We start from the raw sequence: 19570 nt of genomic DNA, 5'->3' as shown, positions 1-19570 counted from the left end.
CTCAGCGGGCGCCGAAGCCGGTCACCATGATCTTGATGGTTTTCAAGACGATGAGGATATCGAGCCAGGCCGAGAAGTTTTTGATGTAGAAAAAGTCGTAGTGAAGCTTTTCGAGAACTTCATCGATCTCGGTGACATGCCCCTGGTTGATCTGTGCCCAGCCCGTGATGCCCGGGCGCAGGATGTGCCTGTAGCGATAGAAGGGCAGTTCCGCTTCATACCAGCGCACAAGGGGAACGGCCTCCGGGCGTGGCCCGATCCAGCTCATATCGCCCTTCAGGATATTGAGAATCTGCGGCAGTTCATCCAGCCGGGACCGGCGCAGCCATCGCCCGAACCGCGTGATGCGCGCGTCGTCAGGAAGGGTTCTCGCAAAATCTCGCGGCGTGGTCGTCATGGGGGACACGACCATTGTGCGGAACTTGTAGACAGTGAAGACCTTGCCCCGCAGGCCCACGCGCTGCTGGCGGAACAGGGCCGGGCCGGGTGAATCGACTTTCACGGCCAATGCGATCACCAGCAGGAGCGGCCAAAGGCAGATGAGGGCAATGGCGGCCAGAAGGAAATCATACACAGCCTTGAGCGCCAGGAAGCCGTCGTTCGGGTTCAGGGAGCCGAGCGTGTTCTCCGAAAGGTGGCGGATCTCCACACGGCCGGTCAGCACCTCGCGCACCTGCTTCACGTTGAAGACGGGGACGCCGGACAGGACGGTCTCGGTGAGAAAGAGCTGCCAGTTGGCGGGCAGGTCCGCGCTGAGATCGGCCACGACCGCATCCACCCTATTCGGGACTGCGGAGGAGTTGGTCAGCATCTTCCAATGAATGCCATGGAGCCCGACGAGCGAAGGGGCATCGCCGAAGGGGAGAATAGCGAGGATACGGCGGCTATAGCGATGCGCCAAATATAATACGACGATGAACCATGTGCAGGTAAATATGAATGAGCTGATGAATTGAACGCGCCCATATTCAAGGCGGATGAACAAAAATAACGTGAATATGATCATGAATGACGTTGCGAATACGGGGATGACGTATCCGATCGCGCGGGTGCCCGGAAAGGCTTCGAGTTTTCTCAGAATGAAAAAGCCGAGCAGAATGGCGGAAAGAGTTCCGATGAAAGTGTTGACGATATTCGTATCGAATATCGTGACACGATTATTCGGAATCATCACCGCGGAAGTTGCCAAAGCAAACGCGATTCCGCCAAAGGCTTGAAAATAGACGTTCGTCAGAAGCGAGCGGCCGGTTCTGCCGAGGCTAAATCTCGTATGTGCCACGCCAACTGCCCTCAACATTATCCTACCCTAAAAAATAAGCAGGTATCCGTACCATCGTACAATTAAGAAACCGATACGCTGCTATCCCCTAGAGGTAGGGCCGCTGGGTGCCGCTTCCATTGCGAGCTGCTTAAGAGGCGTCGCGCCTTGTATATCCCTGCTCGTACGCGATCGGCCTGACCGATCCGGCGCGAAGCTAAGTGTTTCAGTCTATAATGAAAACCCTGAACTGCTTGATTGCGATATTTTCGCGCTTTCCCGGAGTGCGCTGCATCACGTCTCGCGCAGGAAGGCCCTGGCGGATTTCGAACCCGCCCGCGTGGAGCGTTGCCGGAGATCAGGTGCGGGCGATCGGACCGCGTGCCGTGGCGGGCTCACCAGGAAGGCACAGCACATGGCGAAATAGCAGAGCATCGTTGTGGTTCGCAGCGGATAATCCACCGCCGAATGCAGCAGCAGAAGCAGCAGGATAACGGCGGAAAACTGATCGAAGAGGATGTCCTGCGCGCGAAGGTCTGCTTCCGGCCGAAACCAGACCGAGAAAAAGCGTATCCCGAACCAGGCGAGGAAAGTTGCGATTAACAGCAGGCCGGGAAGGCCGGCTTCGATAATGAACTCAATCCAGTCGTTATGGGCCCTGTTCACATACATCTGGAGAAGCTGGTCGGTCCCTTCGTGGGCTTGAAAGACCGGTACAAACGTCCCAAGGCCGGTGCCGGAGGGCAAGGCGTGGGACAGTGCGCTCAAGGAGGTTGTCAGGATCGGTACGCGCAGATCATTGAGAATGGAGTTCTCGAAGCGCGGCATTGCGCGTTCTGCGCCGAGGGCCGCGATCAGAAGGACCAGGATGGCCACAGCCGCTGCCACCTTTGTGCGGGTGCCGGAGGTTCCTCGGCTGGTGCCCGTGAGGATGCGGGTTATGGCGGGCGCTACCATAACAAGGGGGGCGATGGACAGTAGGGCGATCACGATGCCGGCGCGAGAGCGCGTGAGAAAGATGACGCCCAAGACCAGCAGCGCGAAGCTCACCGCCACTCCGGCCGCCTGCGCCTTTTCGGCGGTGAAGCGCGGTGCGGAGAAGCGGCCCTGCCAGCGATGCGTCAGCCAGACGATGCCGAACAGCAGCGTCACGTACATCTGGGCGGCGAAATGGTTGCGGTTCGCGAAGAAGCCGACCGCCTCCTGAGTGTTGGTGGGCCAATGGAAGCGGAGCGGTGAAGAGGGGCCGGACAGGACCTGCAGCACGCCGAGTATGAGGCTCACAAGGCCTAGCAGCGTCGCCCAGCCCGCGAGGCGCATGCGGTCCCGGCGGTTCAGCAGGGCGACGAGCAGAAACAGGGCCAGCGCAGGCAGGACGGCGGCGATCGCCGCCGCGCTTAGGTCCGGGGCGATGCTGGAGCTTCCGGTCCCCACCGCAGGGCCACCCGCTTCACCGCCCCGTCGTGCGATTTCGCTCCAGATGCCGCCCGAGGCCGCCGAGCCGAAGATCGGGATCAATTGCGCCAGAAGGATGAGTGCGCTCAGCGCAGCCATGGCGCAGCCGAGCAGGACGGACGGCTGACGAAGCCGCGCGCGCCAGTCCGTCTCTGTGCTGAGCCGATCCGCCCAAAGCCACAGGGCGACGAGAAGGAAGGGAACGGAGGCGAGCTGCAGGATGGCATCGCCGATCACGCCGGCGCGCGTCGCGCCGCCCAGCATCACGCTGGCGCAAAGCAAAAGGACCGACATGGGAAATGCCGGTCCTTCCGAAATCTCAGGTCTAAGCTTAGACACGAAGCGTCAGGGGCTCACGGGCTGGAGAGGCTGGATCGAAATGATCCTATTGTTGCTCCCGGAACTTCTGGAGGCAGATACTCCCATGACCGTGCCGAATCCCGCCACGCCGAGGCCGAGGCCGAGCAAGTTGGCACCACCGCCACCGCCTACACCGAAGTTTGCGCGGGTGACTGTGTTGGTGTTGCCGTTCATGTCCGGGAGCGCAGGAGTGGAGCCGAAAAGAAAATTGGATGACGTAGGCGCACCCGAGTCGCCCATGGCAATCCCCGCCAGAGCCGGGTTGGTGAGCCGCGAAGCGTCGGCCGAGCAGGCGGTGATCGCCATGGACTTGGCACCGGAGAGTGCGCTGCCCGTGCCGTTCACGAACAAGATTTCGGCGGTGCCGCCGCGCAGCATCACATGGTCGCCGACCGCGAGCGGCATGCCCGCCTTGCCGTCAAGGAAGCCGACGCCACGATTGACCAGAACCTTGCCGTCCACCTTGGACAGGACAGCGGGACCGCACGGCGCAGCGAGCGCAGCGACGGACGAAGTGGAGAGGATGGCGGCGCTCAGCCCCGCAAGGACCATCCGACGTTTCATGAATCAGTACCCCACCCCAACTCGGATTATTAAGTCCCGCATATCATGTCTGGGCAGAAGTCGCAATCCGCGCAGCGGGAATGCTGTGGATGCAACTTCAGGGGGCTGCTTCTGGGTCGCGCCTTCCAGGCTATCCGCCTGTCGGCAGCGCGGGGTGCGTTGTTCTGGCGTGTGATCACCCAAGGGCGGTCCGAGCGGTATGGTGCTCGATTGAAGAGGGGGCGCCGCCCCGGAGCCCAGCGCGTGTCAGGCCGTTCGGAGCAAGGGCGCAAAGCAAAAGAGCCGGCATGAGTCATGCCGGCTCTTTTGAATTCTCAAGTCTAAGCGCAGAGGCGCGCCCGTCAGGGGCTGACGGAGATCAGGGTGCTCTTGCTGCCGCCTGTATTGCCGGCGGCTATCGCCAACCCAGCGATAGCGGCAGCTGCAACGCCCCCGCCGACGACCATGGTCGTCGTCATCGCATCACTCACGGGCTGCGTCACTCCACCTTCATAAGGCGTGATGTTAGTCACCCTTACAGGTGTGGCGGCAGGCAGTGTAGAGGTGATAGGTCCCAATCCACCGAACTGCGCCAAAGCGGGGCTGGTCAGCCGGGAGGCATCAGCGGAGCAGGCGGTGATGGACATGGACTTGGCGCCGGAAAGCGCGCTGCCCGTCCCGTTCACGAAGAGGACTTCGGCGGAGCCGCCGCGCAGCATCACGTGGTCGCCCACAGCAAGCGGCATGCCCGGCTTGCCGTCCATGAAGCCGACGCCGCGATTGACGAGAACCTTGCCGTCCACCTTGGACAGAACTGCGGGACCGCAAGGTGCGGCCATGGCCGCCACCGACGAGGTGGCGAGGATGGCGGCGCTAAGCCCCGCAAGAATCATCCGGTTCGTCATCTATCAATACCCCACGCCAATTCAGACTAATTATGGTCCGAAATAACATGGGGGGTCTGGTGCCGCAATGCGTCCAGTCCCTCCGGGCCCGCTCCAGGCTTCCCGTGTTGCCCTTGGGTGACAGAAACAAGGTCAAGCTGAAGATTTTGCCTGCCCTTTTGGCCCCGGCGTCAAGGCGCCATTAAGGGCGGCGGGATAGTTTCGCTCCGATTTCCGTGAAGCGCCCCAATCCGGTCGCTTTTTGAGCGTGGGGATCTTGAGGAAAACCCAAGGACGGCCAGTCGTGGCAATCGTTTTCCGCCCGGCAGCCGAGATTGTCCGATGATCGATCTGCATAGCCATATTCTGCCGGGTATCGACGATGGATCCCGCTCCGAAGAGATGTCGCTGGAGATGGCGCGCATCTATGAGGCGCAGGGCGTCCAAGCCGTGGCCTGCACGCCGCACATTTTACCGGGCGTTTACCATAATTCGGGAAATGCAATCCGGGAGGCGGTTGCGCGCCTCCAGATGCGCCTGGACGAGGAGGGCATAGACCTCACTCTGTTCCCCGGAGCCGACAACCATGTGGTGACGGATTTCGTCGCGGGCCTGCGCCAGGGCCATCTGTTGACCCTGGGCGACACGCGCTATGTGCTGGTGGAACCGCCCCACAATGTGGCGCCGCCGCGCTTCGACGATCTGGTCTTCGCCATCCTGCTGTCGGGCTATGTGCCCATCATCACCCATCCCGAGCGCCTGAAATGGATCGAGGACGGGTATGACCTCATGGTCCGGCTCGCCGAGCGCGGGGTGTGGATGCAGGTCACGGCCTCTTCGCTCACCGGGCGCTTCGGGCGCCGCCCGCTCTATTGGGCGGAGCGGATGATCGGCGAGGGCCGGGTGCAGATCCTGGCCACCGACACGCATGATCCCGTGGGGCGCCCGCCGGACCTGGAGGAGGGCTGGAAGGCGGCCTGCCGCCTGGTGGGGCCGCAGGAAGCAGGCCAGATGGTATCCGGGCGTCCTTCGTTTATACTGTGTGACGGAGATCCGGGCGAAAGTGCGCCCATCCGGGTGGAGCGGCCGCAGCCGCAGGGGGAAGGTGAGGGGCATGCTAAAGGTGCTGGGCGCAGCGATGCTGCTGGTCTTGTTGGCAGGTTGCGCCGGCTCCTCGGGTAGCGGCGGGTCCACCAATGATGGCAGCGGCTCGGTCAATTTCGCGCCGACCGCGGCCTCGACGGCGGCGGCTGCCGCCGCCAGTGATGCCTCTGCCGGTGGTTCCGAGGCGGCTGGCGCGCGCGTGCCCACGCGCCTCCTGAACGAGGCCGTCGCCGAGCGCACCCCCGGCTCCCAGAGCTATCGCATCGGGCCTCTGGATCTGCTGGATATCACCGTCTTCAAGGTGGGCGATCTCACCAAGGTGGTCCAGGTGGGTGAAAATGGCCGCATCGACTTCCCGCTGGTGGGCGAAGTGCAGGCGGCGGGCCGCACCCCCAATGAGCTGGGCCGGGATCTCGCCCGCAAGCTCGGTGAGAATTACCTGCGCAATCCGCAGGTCAGCGTGCTGGTGAAGGAATATAACAGCCAGAAGGTCACCGTGGACGGGGTGGTGCGCCAGCCGGGCGTGTTCCCCCTGCAGGGCGGCATGAATCTCGTCCAGGCCATCGCCATGGCGCGGGGCATCGACACCAGCCTGTCGGACGGCACCATCATCATCTTCCGGACCGTGGAAGGACGCCAGGCGGCAGCACGCTTCAACATGCGCGACGTGCGCGAGGGGACCGTGGACAATCCCCAGCTTGTGGCGGGCGACGTGATCATGGTGCCTTCGTCCGATGCCAAGGAGGCTTTCAAGAGCATCCTCTCGGTGGTGCCGGTGGTGAATGCGTTCGCCTGGATCTAACGCGCGCGGAGCAGGCGTTGGTGAGAGCAGAGGCTGAGCGGCCAGCATTTGGGCTTGCCAATATTTGACGCCTTGGCCTTTATCTGCGGACATCTGCCGTCACGTCATGTTGAGGCAGGGGCCGCGGAGGGCGAGCGGCGTGAGCGGGACCGTTTCCCGGCCGGGGCGGGCGCTCCGCCGAAGATGAATGCCTGATGGCCTTTCATAGGGTAGTATTCGGACGAGTTGCGGTCCGGTTGCGTTGAAACATGGTCTTGTCCGGCGGGGCGGCGTTCCGTCCGGCCGTGAGGGGCAGGCAAGGTGGAAGTACTCGATGCGCGGTGATTTGGTCGAAGCGGGCCGACCGGGAGGGGGCGGCCGAAACGTTCCCGTTCCGGTCGAGCCGAGGAGCGTTCCGGCCCCGCGCGACTCCTATGGTGTCGGCAGCTATGGCGTTGCCGACATTCCCGAGGAGGGATCGGACCTTGCCGGTGCCATTCGGCGCTTCGTCGGTGTCGCCCTCAAGTGGCGCAAGCTCATCCTGGCCACGGCCGGTGCGTTTGGCGCGTTGGGCGCTGTCTATTGCTTCCTCGCCACCCCCCTCTATTCCGCCACCGTGCGCATCCAGATCGACCGCGAGGCGGGCAAGGTCGTGGAAGGGGGCATGACTTCGCCGACCGAAATCGGCGGCCTGGAATTCCAGAAGACCCAGCATGAATTGCTGCGCAGCCGCGCGATGTCCGAACGCGTGGTGGCTGCCATGGGGCTGGACCAGGCGCCGGATTTCGTAAGCGCCAAGCCTTCGCTGCTCGGCTCCGTGCTCGGCCTGTTTTCGTTCGGTTCCTCGTCGGACAACGAGAACGCGGCGGATGCCCAGGATGCCAAGGAGGCCGCTGACCGGCGTCGCGCCGTCAGCCGCCTGCGCAACGATATGGTCGTGAAGCCCCTGGCCGGCTCGCGCCTCGTGGACATCACCTATACCGATTCCAACCGCGCCCGGTCGGCTGCGGTCGCCAATGCCTATGCGGATGCCTATGTGGCCTCCAATCTGGACCGCCGATTCGAGGCCAATTCCTACGCCAAGGTGTTCCTGGAGGATCAGCTCAAGCAGTTGAAGATCCGCCTGGAGGAATCGGAAAAGGCCATGCTCGCCTTCGCCGAGCGCGAGAACATGGTCCAGACCAGCGACCAGCAATCCATCGCGGAGACCAACCTCTCGGCCGCCAATGCTGCGCTGGGCGTGCTGATTTCCAGCCGCATCCAGGCCGAGCAGGCGTGGAAGCAGGTGGATGAGACGCCCTCCACCAGCCTGCCGCAGCTCCTCAACAACAAGGTCATTGAGGGCTTGCGCATCCAGCGCAACGACCTGAGGCGCGACTATGAGGAGAAGCTGGAGACCTTCAAGCCGAACTATCCGGTGATGATGGAGATCTCCAGCAAGATATCCGCCGTGGACAAGCAGATCGCCGCGGAAGTGGCGACGGTGCGAAGCGCGCTGAAGGCGGGCTATGAGACTTCGCTGCGCCAGGAAGAGCAGATGCAGGCCCGCATCACGGACCTCACCACCGAGGTGCTGGAGCTTCAGAAGAAGAGCATCCGCTACGGCATCCTGAAGCGCGAGGTGGATTCCAACCGATCGCTCTATAACAACCTTCTGCAGCGCTATAAGGAAGTGGACGTTGCGGGGGGCGTGGGCACCAACAACATCTTCATCGTGGACCGTGCGGCGGTGCCCAATTCCCCGTCCCATCCGCAATTCCTCAAGATCATCGCCATCGCCCTGTTCGGCGGGCTGATCGTGGGTTTCGCCGCGGCCTATCTCATCGAGATGCTGGACGACCGGCTGCGGTCCCCGGACGACGTGGAGAGGTCGCTGGGCCTGCCCATCCTGGGCGTGGTGCCCGCCAGCGATTTCCCGGAGGGCCTGCTCACCGATCTGGGCAATCCCCGATCGCCGGTGGCGGAAGCCTATCGTTCGCTGGCCACCTCCCTTCAATTCTCCACCGAGCACGGCCTGCCGCGCTCCATCGTGGTCACCAGCGGTGGCCCGTCCGAGGGCAAGTCCTCCACCGCCATCGCGCTGGCCCGCCATTTCGCGGTCACCGGGAAGACCGTGCTGCTGGTGGATGCGGACATGCGCCGCCCCTCGCTGCACGACAAGCTGGGCCATTCCAATTCGGTGGGCCTGTCCAATTACCTGACCGGCATGTGCCCGATCCAGGATGTGATCCAGGACACGGACGTGGCCAATCTCTGGATGGTCGCCTCCGGCCCGCTGCCGCCCAATGCCGCCGACATCCTGGGCGGCACGCACATCTTCTCGCTCATTTCCGTGGCGCTGGAGATGTTCGACCTCGTCATCATCGACAGCCCGCCCATGCTCGGCCTGGCGGATGCGCAGCTTCTCGGCGCGGCGGCCTCGGCGACGGTGTTCGTGGTGGGCGCCGGCCAGGCCCGCCGGGGTCTTGTGCGTAACTCCCTCACGCGGCTCCAGATGGCCCGTGCCACGCCGCTCGGCATCGTGCTCACCAAGTATGACGCACGGTCCTCCAGTTATGGCTACGGCTATGGCTACGGGCACAATTACGGCTATGGGCAGGACAATTCCCATTATTCCTATGGTAATCCCCCGCCGGAGGCCCAGGAGAAGCCCGCCCCGAAGAAGTCGGACACTGACGCTTCCGTGGCGGCGTGACCCATGGCGGGACGCGACGCGCTTTCGGCCGCCCTTTCCCTGATGAAGGACCCCGCCTCCGTGCGGTCGGTGCGGCGCGGCGCGCTGCCGCCGGGGGTCGCCTCTCTTCTCGCCGTGGCGGTGGGGGAAGAGGCCGAGGTGGCGAAGGCAAGAGGGCGCACCGGCTATACCGACGATGTGCTGGAAGAGGCGGCGGCCTTCTTCATCGAGCAGATCCTGCTGGATCGCCGCTCCGACAGCTATCGTGTGCTCGGCGGCACCACCGGGTCCAGCCATGCGGAGCTGCGCCACAACATGGCGATGCTCATGCGCTGGCTCCATCCCGACCGGCATGCCCTGCGCTCGGGCGCGGACCAGGATCGCGAGATCTTCACCGCCCGCGTCTCGCGCGCCTGGGAAAATCTGAAGTCCGACGAGCGTCGCGCCGCCTATGAGCGCGAGCGGATGCGGGGCCAGGCGGAAGCCGCGCCGCGCCGGGGGCCACCCGTCGCTGGCGCCAAGGCAGCGAATGGCAAGGCAGCGAATGGCAAGGCAGCGAACGGCAAGGCGCAGCCCGGCGCCATGCGGCGCTGGCCGACCCTCTCCGCCGCCACGTTCGGCGCCGTCCGCCCGCGCCGGATGCAGCCGAGAAGCCTGTGGAATCGCATTCTCGGCCTCTTCCGGAGGCGCCCGTGAAGCGCTTCTTCCAGAGGAGCAAGGGGCAGGGGCATCGCCAGCAACATCGCCGCTCCGGCTCCCGCTCCCGGTTCGGTCTGAATGTGCGTGTGCCACGGCCGATCCAGGACTTGGCCGCGCGCGTGCCGCGCCCGGATTTCGCCCGCCTCTTCGGGAATTTGAAGGCGACCCTCGCCGCCCATCCCCGGCGGGCGGCCGGGTTCGGCGTCCTCGGCCTGCTGCTTCTGGTGTTCGTGGCCACGACCTCCCTGCCCCTCGCCTTGATGAGCCGCGCTCCCGGCCTTGCCTTGATCCTCGCGCCGAACAATGCGGTGGTGCTGAAGGGGGAGGCGCTGCAGGCGCGCATTGAACTGAACCGGCTGATCGCGGCCCAGTCCACGCCACCGGACGGCGTTCCCGGCGCGCAGGAACCGGCGATCCCGCGCACGGCTGACGGGACGGATCCGGCCGCGACCGATCCGTCAGCCAGCGACCCTGGAGCCTCGGGGGCGCCCGCCACCGATCCGTCCCAAACCACTGAGACTTCGGCAGACGCGGATGGCGTGCCGGCTCTGCCCTCGGAAGCGGGGGACACGCCGCTCGGCACCCAGGAGCAGATCGATGCCACCCGCGCCGTCATCGCGGAACTGGCCGACCGCATCCTGGCGCGTGCGCCGCTCGATGCGGAGGCCATGCGCCTGAAGGCGGAAATGGAGAGGGACCCGGAGGTCGCCGAGCGGGACATGCGCGCCGCCTATGCGCGCTCCCGGCGCGAGCCGGTGGCCGCCTTGTGGCTGCTCAACCAGAGCTATGTGCGGCACGATTATCCGGACGTGCTCGACAAGGCCAATGCGCTCCTGCGCACCATGCCGGCCTTGTCCAAATTCGCCCTCAGCTATCTCTACGCGCTCGCCTCCGATCCGGAGGGGCGCCCGGCGCTGGCGGCGGAGTTGGCCACCTCGCCGCCCTGGCGCAAGGCCTTCTTCAATACGCTGGGCGATTTCGTGAGCAATGAGAACGCGGTTGCGCTGTTCATCGCCATGAAGGAGGCGGGGGCGCCGCCGGAGGCGAAGGAACTCGGCCCCTATCTCACGGCGCGCCTGTTCAAGGCCAAGGATGCGGACGGCAGCTTCAACACCTGGCTCCAGCTTCTGAGCGACGCGGAATTGGCCGCCCTGCTGCCGGTGCGGAACCTGGATTTTGCCACCGACCCCTCCGGCCTGCCGTTCGACTGGCAGATCGGCCGCGGCCGGAACGTGACCGCGCGCTTCGTGCGCATTCCGGGCCAGCAGCATGAGCGTGCGCTGCGCATCCAGTTCGGGGTGGGGCGGGTGCGGTTCGGCGGCGTGCTCCAGGTGGCCGCCCTGCGGCCCGGCAGCTATGTCTTTTCCGGGCGGCAGGCCGGGAACATGAGTGCCAAGCGCGGCATGAAATGGCAGGTGCGCTGCTTCCCCTCCAACACGCTGGCGGGCGAAAGCTCCCAGCTCTTCGGGTCGCCGCGCGGCTGGCAGGATTTCAGCTTCGATATCACGTTGCCGGAAGCGCCCGGCTGCAGCGTGCAGGTGGTCCGTCTCGTCCACGATGCCCGCTCCGCCTCGGAGGAATATGCGTCGGGCGAGGTGTCATTCTCAGGCCTCCAGGTGAAGCCCGTTGTGCCCGATGAGACGTCGGAGACGGCACCGCCTGAGGTGAAGTGAGGTCCGTGGCGGGTTTGCCGGGTCAAGTCATTGAAAGACCATGCTTGGTCCGCCAGATTGGTCGCATCCGCCGCGACCGAGGACCATCATGTTCGAATCCATGAAGATCGAGCGCCGTCTCGACAAGGCCGCCTTCAAGGCCATGGAACCCAAGCTCCGGGAAGACCTGCTCGACATTCAGGCGGAGATGATCGCCGCAAAGAAACGCAGCATTCTCGTGCTGCTCAACGGCGCGGACGGAGCCGGAAAAGGGGCGGTGCTGAACCAGCTCTATGGCTGGCTGGATGCGCGCAAGCTCGTCACCCTCACCTATGAGGCGCCCACCGACGAGGAGCGCGCCCGCCCGCGCATGTGGCGCTATTGGCGGGACATGCCGGGCGCGGGACAGATCGGCATCGTGCTCGGCTCCTGGTATCACGACATCCTCTCGGCCCATGTGAGGGGCGATGAGAGTCGGGCGCGGTTCAGTGAGCGGCTCGCGGAAACCAACCGCTTCGAGCACATGCTTTGGCAGGAGGGCGTGCTCCTGCTGAAGCTCTGGCTCTATCTGGAGCCGGAGAAGGCGGAAGGCCGCTTCGAGGCCATGAGTGACCGCGATCCCGACCGGCCCGTGGTGCGCGAATGGGCCGAGGTGAAGGGGCGCAAGCAGCGCCGGCATCTGGAGGAGGCGGCGACCGAGGCATTCCGGGTCACCTCCACCGTGGAGGCGCCCTGGGTGGTGGTGCCCTCCGAAGACCCGCGCTACCGCGACGCCATGGTGGGCGAGGCGCTCATGGATATGCTGCGCAAGGCGTCGGCCCCGGAGCAGCCCGCGCCGGCCGCCGCCGTGCCGGCCTTCCAGCCGGAAAGCCTGCCCAAGGTCTCCCTGCTGGCGAACCTCGATTACAGCCAGACCCTGGCCGACAAGGAATATCGCGAGCAGCTGGAGGCGCAGCAGGAGCGCATCACGGACCTCACCGAGCGCAAGGCATTCCGCAAGAGCGGGCTCATCTGCGTGTTCGAGGGGAGCGACGCGGCGGGCAAGAGCAGCACCATCATGCGCCTGCGCCAGGCGCTGGATCCGCGCCATTTCCGCGTCCATCCCATCAGCGCGCCCAGCGATGAGGAGCGCGCGCGGCCCTATCTGTGGCGCTTCTGGCGCTCGGTGCCCCGCCATGGGGACGTGGCGGTGTTCGACCGCTCCTGGTACGGGCGCGTGCTGGTGGAGCGGGTGGAACAGTTCACGCCGGAGGCGGACTGGGAGCGCGCTTATGGCGAGATCAATGATTTCGAGCACCAGCTCAGCCAGTCCGGCTATGTGGTGGTGAAGTTCTGGCTGGCCATCACCCCCGAGGAGCAGGCACGCCGCTTCGAGGAACGCGAGCGCATCGCCTATAAGCGCTTCAAGCTGACGCCGGAGGACTGGCGCAACCGCGAGAAATGGCCGCTCTATGATGCGGCCGTCACCGACATGGTGGACCGCACCAGCACTTATTACGCCCCCTGGACCCTTGTGGAGGCGCAGGACAAGCACTGGTGCCGCGTGAAGGTTCTCACCACCATCGCCGACCGGCTGGAGAAGGCGCTGGGCTGACCGGCGCGCGAGTTTGATCCACGAACGTTGATGCAGCCTGCGTGGTGCAGCACTCTTCAGTTCGGATTGACCTTTTGGGGAAATTCGAGCCTGACCTAGGGGCCGTCATGCCTGGGCTTGTCCCGGGCATCCACGCCTCTGCGTCGAGCGCGCACCTAGCGGAACCGCGTGGATGGCCGGGACAAGCCCGGCCATGACGACGCTTCGTAGAGAAGCCGTCCAGACCGCTTGAAGGTCGATCCCACCTAGCCCGCCGCCATCTCCCAAAAAGCTTCCGCCGCCGGGATCATGCGGGCGCGGGGGCGGACCAGCAGGATATCCATGGGAATGTCCCAGGCGGTGTCGCCCGCCCGCGCGAGGCGGCCGCCGGGTTCGAGGTCATCGGCCACGAGGCTCAGCGGCGCGAAGGCGATGCCGCGCCCGGCCGCCGCCTGCGCGGCGAGCGCGGTGGACAAATGCGAGGTGAAGACCGGCCGCAGCGCCGCCGCAGGTCCACCCGCCGCCCGCGCCGCCTCGACGATGCGACCCATGCCGGATTCCGTGCTGAAGGCGAGATAAGGCAGGGGCACCTGCGCCGTGCCCGGCAGGCAATGGAGCGGTGCGCCGTCCCCATCCCGCCCGCAGACCGGCACCAGCATGTCCCCGCCCAGACGCACGGAGCGGAAGGCGGGCGCTTCCAGGCGCAGATGGGCGGCGGGATGGTGGTGGCACAGGAGGAACTGGGCGCGGCCCTCCAGCATCAGGCGCTCGCAGGCCACCATATTGTCGGCCATGAGCCGCACCGCGCTGTCGCCCACCGCGCCTTCGAGGCTCCGCAGCCATTGGGGAAAGAAGGTGAGGGAGAGAGCGTGGGTGGCGAGGAAGGTGAGTTCACCCGCGCCCGCCTGCGCCGTCTCGCGCGCCGCCGTGCGCCCGCGCTGGAGAAGGTGCAGCACCTGCTCGGCGGCGGGCAGGAAGGCGGTTCCGGCGGGGGTCAAAGCGAGGCGATGGGTGTCGCGGTCGATGAGCGGGGCGCCCACCCACGCCTCCAGCGCGCGGATGCGGCGGCTGAAGGCGGGCTGCGTGATGTTCCGCCGCTCCGCCGCGCGGGAAAAGTTCATGCACTCCGCAAGGGCGAGGAAGTCCTCAAGCCAGGCCGCCTCCATCCATGCGCTCCCGATATGGAACAAGGTGCAATCGGCATAGGGCATTTCCCGCCCTCCGCGATAGGGTTCGCGCGAAACAAGAAGGAGGCACGTCCATGGCCCAGTATCGCATCGCCACCATTCCCGGTGACGGCATCGGCAACGAAGTGGTGCCCGAGGGCATCCGCGTGCTGGAAGCCGCCGGCAAGCGCTTCGGTCTCTCCTTCCAGTGGGATCATTTCGACTGGAGCTGTGCTTATTTCCAGAAGCACGGCGAGATGATGCCCAAGGACGGGCTCGACCGCATCAAGGGCCATGACGCCATCTATCTGGGCGCGGTGGGCTTTCCCGGCGTTCCCGACCATGTCTCGCTCTGGGGCCTGCTCATCCCCATCCGCCGCAACTTCCGCCAGTATGTGGCCCTGCGCCCCGTGCGTCTGCTCAAGGGCATGACCAGCCCGCTGGCGGGGCGCACGGCTGAGGATATCGATTTCTTCGTGGTGCGCGAGAATAACGAGGGCGAATATTCCGAGATCGGCGGGCGCATGTATCGCGACACGCCCGAGGAATTCGCCTCCCAGCAGGCGGTCTTCACCCGCAAGGGCACCGACGCCATCATGCGCTATGCCTTCGAGCTGGCCCGCACCCGCGCGAATAAGCATGTGACATCGGCCACCAAGTCCAACGGCATCGTCCACACCATGCCCTTCTGGGACGAGCGCTTCGCCGCCGTGAAGCAGGCCTATCCGGACGTGCGGACCGACCAGTACCATATCGATATCCTGGCGGCGCATTTCGTCATGAACCCGGATCGGTTCGACGTGGTGGTGGCGTCCAACCTGTTCGGCGACATCCTGTCCGATCTCGGCCCGGCGGTGGCCGGTTCGCTCGGCATCGCGCCGGGGGCAAACATCAACCCCGAGCGGGACTTCCCCTCCATGTTCGAGCCGGTGCACGGCTCGGCGCCGGACATTGCGGGACAGGGCATCGCCAATCCCATCGGCCAGATTTGGTCAGGGGCCATGATGCTGGAGCATCTGGGCCAGAAGGACGCCGCCGATGCGGTGATCGCCGCCATCGAGACGGCCCTTGCTGATCCCGCCACCCGCACCCGGGATCTGGGCGGCACGGCGACCACCGCGCAATGCGGCGCCGCCATCGCCGCCGCCGTGGCGGGCTGAGGAAACGCAGGTCCTCGGTCGCCGTTACGTGCGGCGGCCGAGGAAGGCGAAGAGCCCGCGACGGGGCTCGCGGGGGGGATGGGCGAACAGGTGCTGGACATAGGCCAGCACCGAGGGGGGCGGATCGGCCATGCGCGCGAGCTGGCGCGCATTGCGCACCTTGTGCGTCTTCATCAGCCCCCAAAGGAACTTGGCGGTGTCGCGGTCATCGCGCACCTGGCCCAGGGCCTTTTCCAGCATCAGCACAGCCTCGCGCACTTCGCCCGCAGTCTCCTGCGGCGCGGCGGGCGGGCCGAGCAGCACCAGTGGCTCCTCCAATGCGGCGAGGCGCGGATTGAGGCGCAGGGCCCGCATGTAGAAGTCCACGTCCGCCTTCAGGCGCAGGCGCAGGTCATAGTCCAGCGGCGGGGTGCGGCGGTGGATGGTGGTGCTGGGAGGACCGAGCGGGTTCTCCCGCAACAGCCGCTCCGGCTGGCGCCGCAAGGCGGCCACCGTCTCCGGCGTGGGAACGAGAGCCTCGCCCGTCTCCTCATGGGTCGCGCCGGCAACGCCCAGCAGGGCATCGGGCGTGTCCGCCATCAGCTGCACAAACCGCCCCAGCGCGTCGGCATGGGCGAATCGATCCTGCGGCAGCAGCATCTTGATGAGCGGGGCGCGGGAGAGCCGGGCCGCCTCGTCCCAGTTCAGCGGCACCTGGAGGGGCTGCGGATTGCGGAAATAGCGCATCCGGCCGCCGAAATCGTAGGTGCGGATCAGGGCCTCGACCGCATCGTCCCGCGAATCGTCGGTGACCACCACCTCATAGTCCAGGAAGCGCTGGACCACGAGGGAATCGAGCGCAAGCTCCAAATCCTCCAGGAGTCCATCGGCATCGGGCGATGCGGGGATGCAGACCGAGACGGCGGGCAAATCGGGCAAGGGGAAGTCTCGTGCCAACGGCTCCGGCCTTCGACCGGCGCCGCGCGGGTTTCGCTCCGCGCGGCCGGGGTGTCCCATCGGCGCGGTCCTGATGCCGCGCGGACATGCCCGTTCCCGTGGGCGAGGGCAAACGTATCCAAGCGACCGGGCGCCATTGAAGCCGGGCAAGGCTCCGGGATCAAGCGACTTGACGCGAACCGCCGTCAGGCGCGCAGGAACGCCTGCAGCGCGGCCAGCGTCTCCTGCGGCCGCTCCTCCTGAAGCAGGTGGCCGCAATCGAGGGCGTGGCCGGAGACATCCGTCGCCTTCTCCCGCCAAGTGTCCAGCACGTCATAAAGCTCGCCCACCACCCCCCGCGCGCCCCAGAGCGCGAGCAGGGGAGCGGTGATGCGGGCCTGCGCGTCCGCCGCGTCGTGGACGAGGTCGATGCCGGCGGCGGCCCGGTAATCCTCGCAGATGGCGTGGCGGGTGGCCGGGTCCAGATAGCAGCGCAGATATTCCCCATAGGCTTCCGGCTCGGTGGCGCCGGGCGTCTTGGACTGGCCGTTGAGATGGTGGCGCAGGAAATAGTCCGGGTCCGCACCGATCAGCTGCTCCGGCAAGGGATGGGGCTGGATGAGGAAGAACCACCAGAAATAGCGCGTGGCGAAGGCCTTGTCGGTGCGCGCATACATGGTGGCGGTGGGCGCGATATCCATGACGCAGAGCCGCGTGACGGCCGGGGCGTGATCGAGCGCCATGCGGTGGGCGACGCGCGCGCCCCGGTCATGGCCCACCAGGGCGAAGCGGGGATGGCCGAGCCGCGCCATGAGCGCCACCTGGTCCTTGGCCATCTCGCGCTTGGAATAGGCGATGTGGTCCGGCCCGCCCGCGGGCTTGGCGCTGTCGCCATAGCCGCGCAGGTCCGCCGCCACCACGGTGAAGTCACGGGCGAGTGCGGGCGCGATCTTGCGCCAGGTGACGTGGGTCTGGGGATGGCCGTGGAGCAGGAGGAGGGGCGGTCCCTCACCCGCGACGGCGGCGCGGAAGGTGAGGCCGTTCGCCGCCACGTCCAGCAGGCGGAACCCGTCCATGAGAGGCGCGGGGCCGAGGTCGATCACGTTATCGGGTGTCATCCCGTCCTCCCGTTTCGGCGCAGTCTGCCATGGGAGGCGGGGGAGGGCCCATGCCGGACCGGCATCATTTGATGGCGGTCCAGCGGAAGGGGGAAGTGATCGCGGACCGGCATCATTTGATGGCGGTCCGGCGGAAGGGGGAAGTGATCGCGGACCGGCATCATTTGATGGCGGTCCGGCGAAGAGGAGAAGTGATCGCGGACCGGCATCATGTGATGGCGGTGCGGCGAAGGGAGAGGTGATCACGGACCGGCATCATGTGATGGCGGTCCGGCGGAAGGGGGAAGTGATCGCGGACCGGCATCGCAGGATGCCGGCCCGGGGAAAAAGGCTCAGGCCCCAGCCTTCTCCTTGCGCGCCTTCACGAAGGCGATGACTTCGCCCACGATGCCGCGTCGGAAAAGGGACACCGCCAGAACGAAGATGACGCCCTGGATGACCAGCACCCATTCGCCCAGCGAGGCCAGGTAGTTCTGCATGGCGACGATGACCGCCGCGCCCACCACCGGGCCGATAATGGTGCCCATGCCGCCCACCAGGGTCATCAGCACCACCTCGCCGGACATCTGCCAGGCGACGTCGGTGAGAGAGGCCAACTGGAAGACGATGGCCTTGGTGGAGCCCGCAAGACCCGTGAGGGCGGCGGACAGCACGAAGGCGAGCAGCTTGTATTGCTGGGCGCGATAGCCGAGCGAGATGGCGCGCGGCTCATTCTCGCGGATCGCCTTGAGCACCTGCCCGAAGGGCGAATACACCGCGCGGTAGATGATGGCGAAGCCGATGAGGAAGATCACCAGCACGGCATAATAGAGGTTGAAGTCGGAGGTGATGTCGTAGACGCCGAAGAAGGCGCGGCGCGGCACCGCCTGGAGACCGTCCTCGCCGCCGGTGAACTTGGCCTGCAGGCAGAAGAAGAAGAACATCTGCGAGAGGGCCAGGGTCACCATGGCGAAATAGATGCCCTGGCGCTTGATGGCCAGCAGGCCCACCAGCAGGCCGAGCACAGCCGCGAAGGCGACGCCGGCCAGGATGCCCAGTTCCGGCGTGAAGCCCATCACCTTGATGGTATGGGCGCAGATATAGCTGGCCCCGCCGAAGAACATGGCATGGCCGAACGAGAGCAGGCCCGTATAGCCCAGCATCAGGTTGAAGGCGCACGCGAACAGCGCGAAGCACATCACCTTCATGAGGAAGACGGGATAGACCGCGAACGGGGCGGCGATGAGCGCGGCGAGCACCACGATGCCGATGAGGATGCGCACGGGAGAGAAGCCTTGCTGGGGGGCGGTCACGGCGAGAGGGGTGGTGGTCATTGTCAGTCCCTTCTCACTTCGCCGTGCCGAACAGGCCGGTGGGCTTCACCATGAGCACGATGGCCATGATGACGAAGATCACGGTGGAGGAGGCTTCCGGATAGAAGACCTTTGTGAGGCCCTCCACCACGCCGAGGCCGAAGCCGGTGACGATGGCGCCCATGATGGAGCCCATGCCGCCGATCACCACCACCGCGAACACCACGATGATGAGGTTCGAGCCCATGGTGGGGCTGACCTGATAGGCAGGCGCCGCGAGCACGCCGGCCAGGGCCGCGAGACCCACGCCGAAGCCGTAGGTGAGCGTGATCATGCGCGGCACGTCGATGCCGAAGGCCTGGACGAGGTCAGGGCGCTCGGTGGCGGCGCGCAGATAGGAGCCGAGCTTGGTGCGCTCGATGACGAACCAGGTCACGAGGCAGACGACGAGCGAGGCCACCACCACGAAGGCGCGATAATTGGGCAGGAACATGAAGCCCAGATTGGTGCCGCCCGGCAGGGGATTGCCGTAGGGCAGGCCCGAGGAGCCGTATTGCCTGCGGAACAGGCCCTCGATGATGAGGGCGAGGCCGAAGGTGAGCAGCAGGCCGTAGAGATGGTCGAGATTATAGAGCCGCCGCAGCAGCGTGCGCTCGATGATCATGCCGATGATGGCGACCACGATAGGCGAGACGATCAGGGCGCCCCAGAAGGGAATGCCGAGATAGTTCAGCGCCATCCAGGCACCGAAGGCGCCCATCATATATTGCGCGCCGTGGGTGAAATTGATGACGTTCAGCAGGCCGAAGATCACCGCGAGCCCGAGGCTCAGCATGGCGTAGAAGGCCCCGTTGATGAGGCCCAGCAGCAACTGACCGAACAATGCCTGTGGCGCGACGCCGATGAGCTCGAACATGGATCGTGGTCTCTGTGAGG

Annotated in this window: 16 protein-coding genes; 7 read left to right on the top strand and 9 right to left on the bottom strand. The window is 65.7% G+C overall.

The window, feature by feature from the left end:
* Window position 1 precedes the first annotated feature (1 nt).
* The 4 genes from EJJ38_RS16115 to EJJ38_RS16100 all read right to left on the bottom strand — a co-directional run bounded on the left by EJJ38_RS16115 (window position 2) and on the right by EJJ38_RS16100 (window position 4521).
* Entirely contained in the window at window positions 2–1279 is a 1278-nt protein-coding gene (locus EJJ38_RS16115) for a sugar transferase (protein ID WP_164738541.1), read from the bottom strand.
* A 273-nt stretch (window positions 1280–1552) separates the two neighbouring features.
* Entirely contained in the window at window positions 1553–3007 is a 1455-nt protein-coding gene (locus tag EJJ38_RS16110) for an O-antigen ligase family protein (RefSeq protein ID WP_127091171.1), read from the bottom strand.
* A gap of 51 nt (window positions 3008–3058) precedes the next feature.
* A complete protein-coding gene (locus tag EJJ38_RS16105) occupies window positions 3059–3637 on the bottom strand; it encodes a hypothetical protein (RefSeq protein WP_127091170.1) in 579 nt (192 codons plus the stop codon).
* Between the two features lie 341 nt (window positions 3638–3978).
* Complete coding sequence (locus EJJ38_RS16100; RefSeq protein ID WP_127091169.1) at window positions 3979–4521, bottom strand: hypothetical protein; 543 nt, start codon at window positions 4519–4521, stop codon at window positions 3979–3981.
* 321 nt (window positions 4522–4842) lie between these two features.
* On the opposite strand from EJJ38_RS16100, the gene EJJ38_RS16095 reads away from it, so the two are divergent.
* The 6 genes from EJJ38_RS16095 (at window position 4843) to pap (ending at window position 13004) form a co-directional block, all read left to right on the top strand.
* Window positions 4843–5682: a tyrosine-protein phosphatase gene (locus EJJ38_RS16095; RefSeq protein WP_127091168.1), complete on the top strand. Its 840-nt coding sequence runs from the start codon at window positions 4843–4845 to the stop codon at window positions 5680–5682.
* Window positions 5639–6406, top strand: a complete 768-nt coding sequence (locus tag EJJ38_RS16090; RefSeq protein WP_245454288.1) for a polysaccharide biosynthesis/export family protein — start codon at window positions 5639–5641, stop codon at window positions 6404–6406. Before EJJ38_RS16095 ends, EJJ38_RS16090 begins: the two co-directional genes overlap by 44 nt.
* Before the next feature lie 313 nt (window positions 6407–6719).
* The gene (locus EJJ38_RS16085; protein ID WP_127091166.1) at window positions 6720–9080 is read left to right on the top strand and encodes a GumC family protein; all 2361 of its coding nucleotides are present in this window, start codon (window positions 6720–6722) and stop codon (window positions 9078–9080) included.
* Between the two features lie 3 nt (window positions 9081–9083).
* Complete coding sequence (locus tag EJJ38_RS16080; RefSeq protein WP_127091165.1) at window positions 9084–9755, top strand: J domain-containing protein; 672 nt, start codon at window positions 9084–9086, stop codon at window positions 9753–9755.
* Entirely contained in the window at window positions 9752–11431 is a 1680-nt protein-coding gene (locus EJJ38_RS16075; RefSeq protein ID WP_127091164.1) for a hypothetical protein, read from the top strand. Before EJJ38_RS16080 ends, EJJ38_RS16075 begins: the two co-directional genes overlap by 4 nt.
* 88 nt (window positions 11432–11519) lie before the next feature.
* Window positions 11520–13004: a polyphosphate:AMP phosphotransferase gene (pap, locus tag EJJ38_RS16070; protein ID WP_127091163.1), complete on the top strand. Its 1485-nt coding sequence runs from the start codon at window positions 11520–11522 to the stop codon at window positions 13002–13004.
* Between the two features lie 245 nt (window positions 13005–13249).
* On the opposite strand, the gene EJJ38_RS16065 is transcribed toward pap, so the two are convergent.
* Window positions 13250–14194, bottom strand: coding sequence for a LysR family transcriptional regulator (locus EJJ38_RS16065; RefSeq protein ID WP_245454287.1), 945 nt, complete (start codon window positions 14192–14194; stop codon window positions 13250–13252).
* 50 nt (window positions 14195–14244) lie between these two features.
* Between EJJ38_RS16065 and EJJ38_RS16060 the strand changes: the two genes are divergently transcribed.
* On the top strand, window positions 14245–15309 hold the full coding sequence (locus tag EJJ38_RS16060; RefSeq protein ID WP_127091162.1) for a tartrate dehydrogenase: 1065 nt from the start codon (window positions 14245–14247) through the stop codon (window positions 15307–15309).
* Window positions 15310–15333: 24 nt separating this feature from the next.
* On the opposite strand, the gene EJJ38_RS16055 is transcribed toward EJJ38_RS16060, so the two are convergent.
* From EJJ38_RS16055 to EJJ38_RS16040, 4 genes are all read right to left on the bottom strand, one after another.
* A complete protein-coding gene (locus tag EJJ38_RS16055; RefSeq protein ID WP_164738540.1) occupies window positions 15334–16227 on the bottom strand; it encodes a glycosyltransferase in 894 nt (297 codons plus the stop codon).
* Window positions 16228–16430: 203 nt separating this feature from the next.
* Window positions 16431–17300: an alpha/beta fold hydrolase gene (locus tag EJJ38_RS16050; protein ID WP_420836892.1), complete on the bottom strand. Its 870-nt coding sequence runs from the start codon at window positions 17298–17300 to the stop codon at window positions 16431–16433.
* 374 nt (window positions 17301–17674) lie between these two features.
* Window positions 17675–18655, bottom strand: coding sequence for a branched-chain amino acid ABC transporter permease (locus tag EJJ38_RS16045; protein WP_127091159.1), 981 nt, complete (start codon window positions 18653–18655; stop codon window positions 17675–17677).
* Window positions 18656–18668: 13 nt separating this feature from the next.
* Window positions 18669–19550: a branched-chain amino acid ABC transporter permease gene (locus tag EJJ38_RS16040; protein ID WP_127091158.1), complete on the bottom strand. Its 882-nt coding sequence runs from the start codon at window positions 19548–19550 to the stop codon at window positions 18669–18671.
* Between the last annotated feature and the right edge of the window lie 20 nt (window positions 19551–19570).

This window comes from Aquabacter cavernae (assembly GCF_003993795.1).
Lineage (GTDB): Bacteria > Pseudomonadota > Alphaproteobacteria > Rhizobiales > Xanthobacteraceae > Aquabacter > Aquabacter cavernae.
Note: the sequence above shows the minus strand (reverse complement) of the source record. Positions and strands in the feature narration are given on the sequence as shown.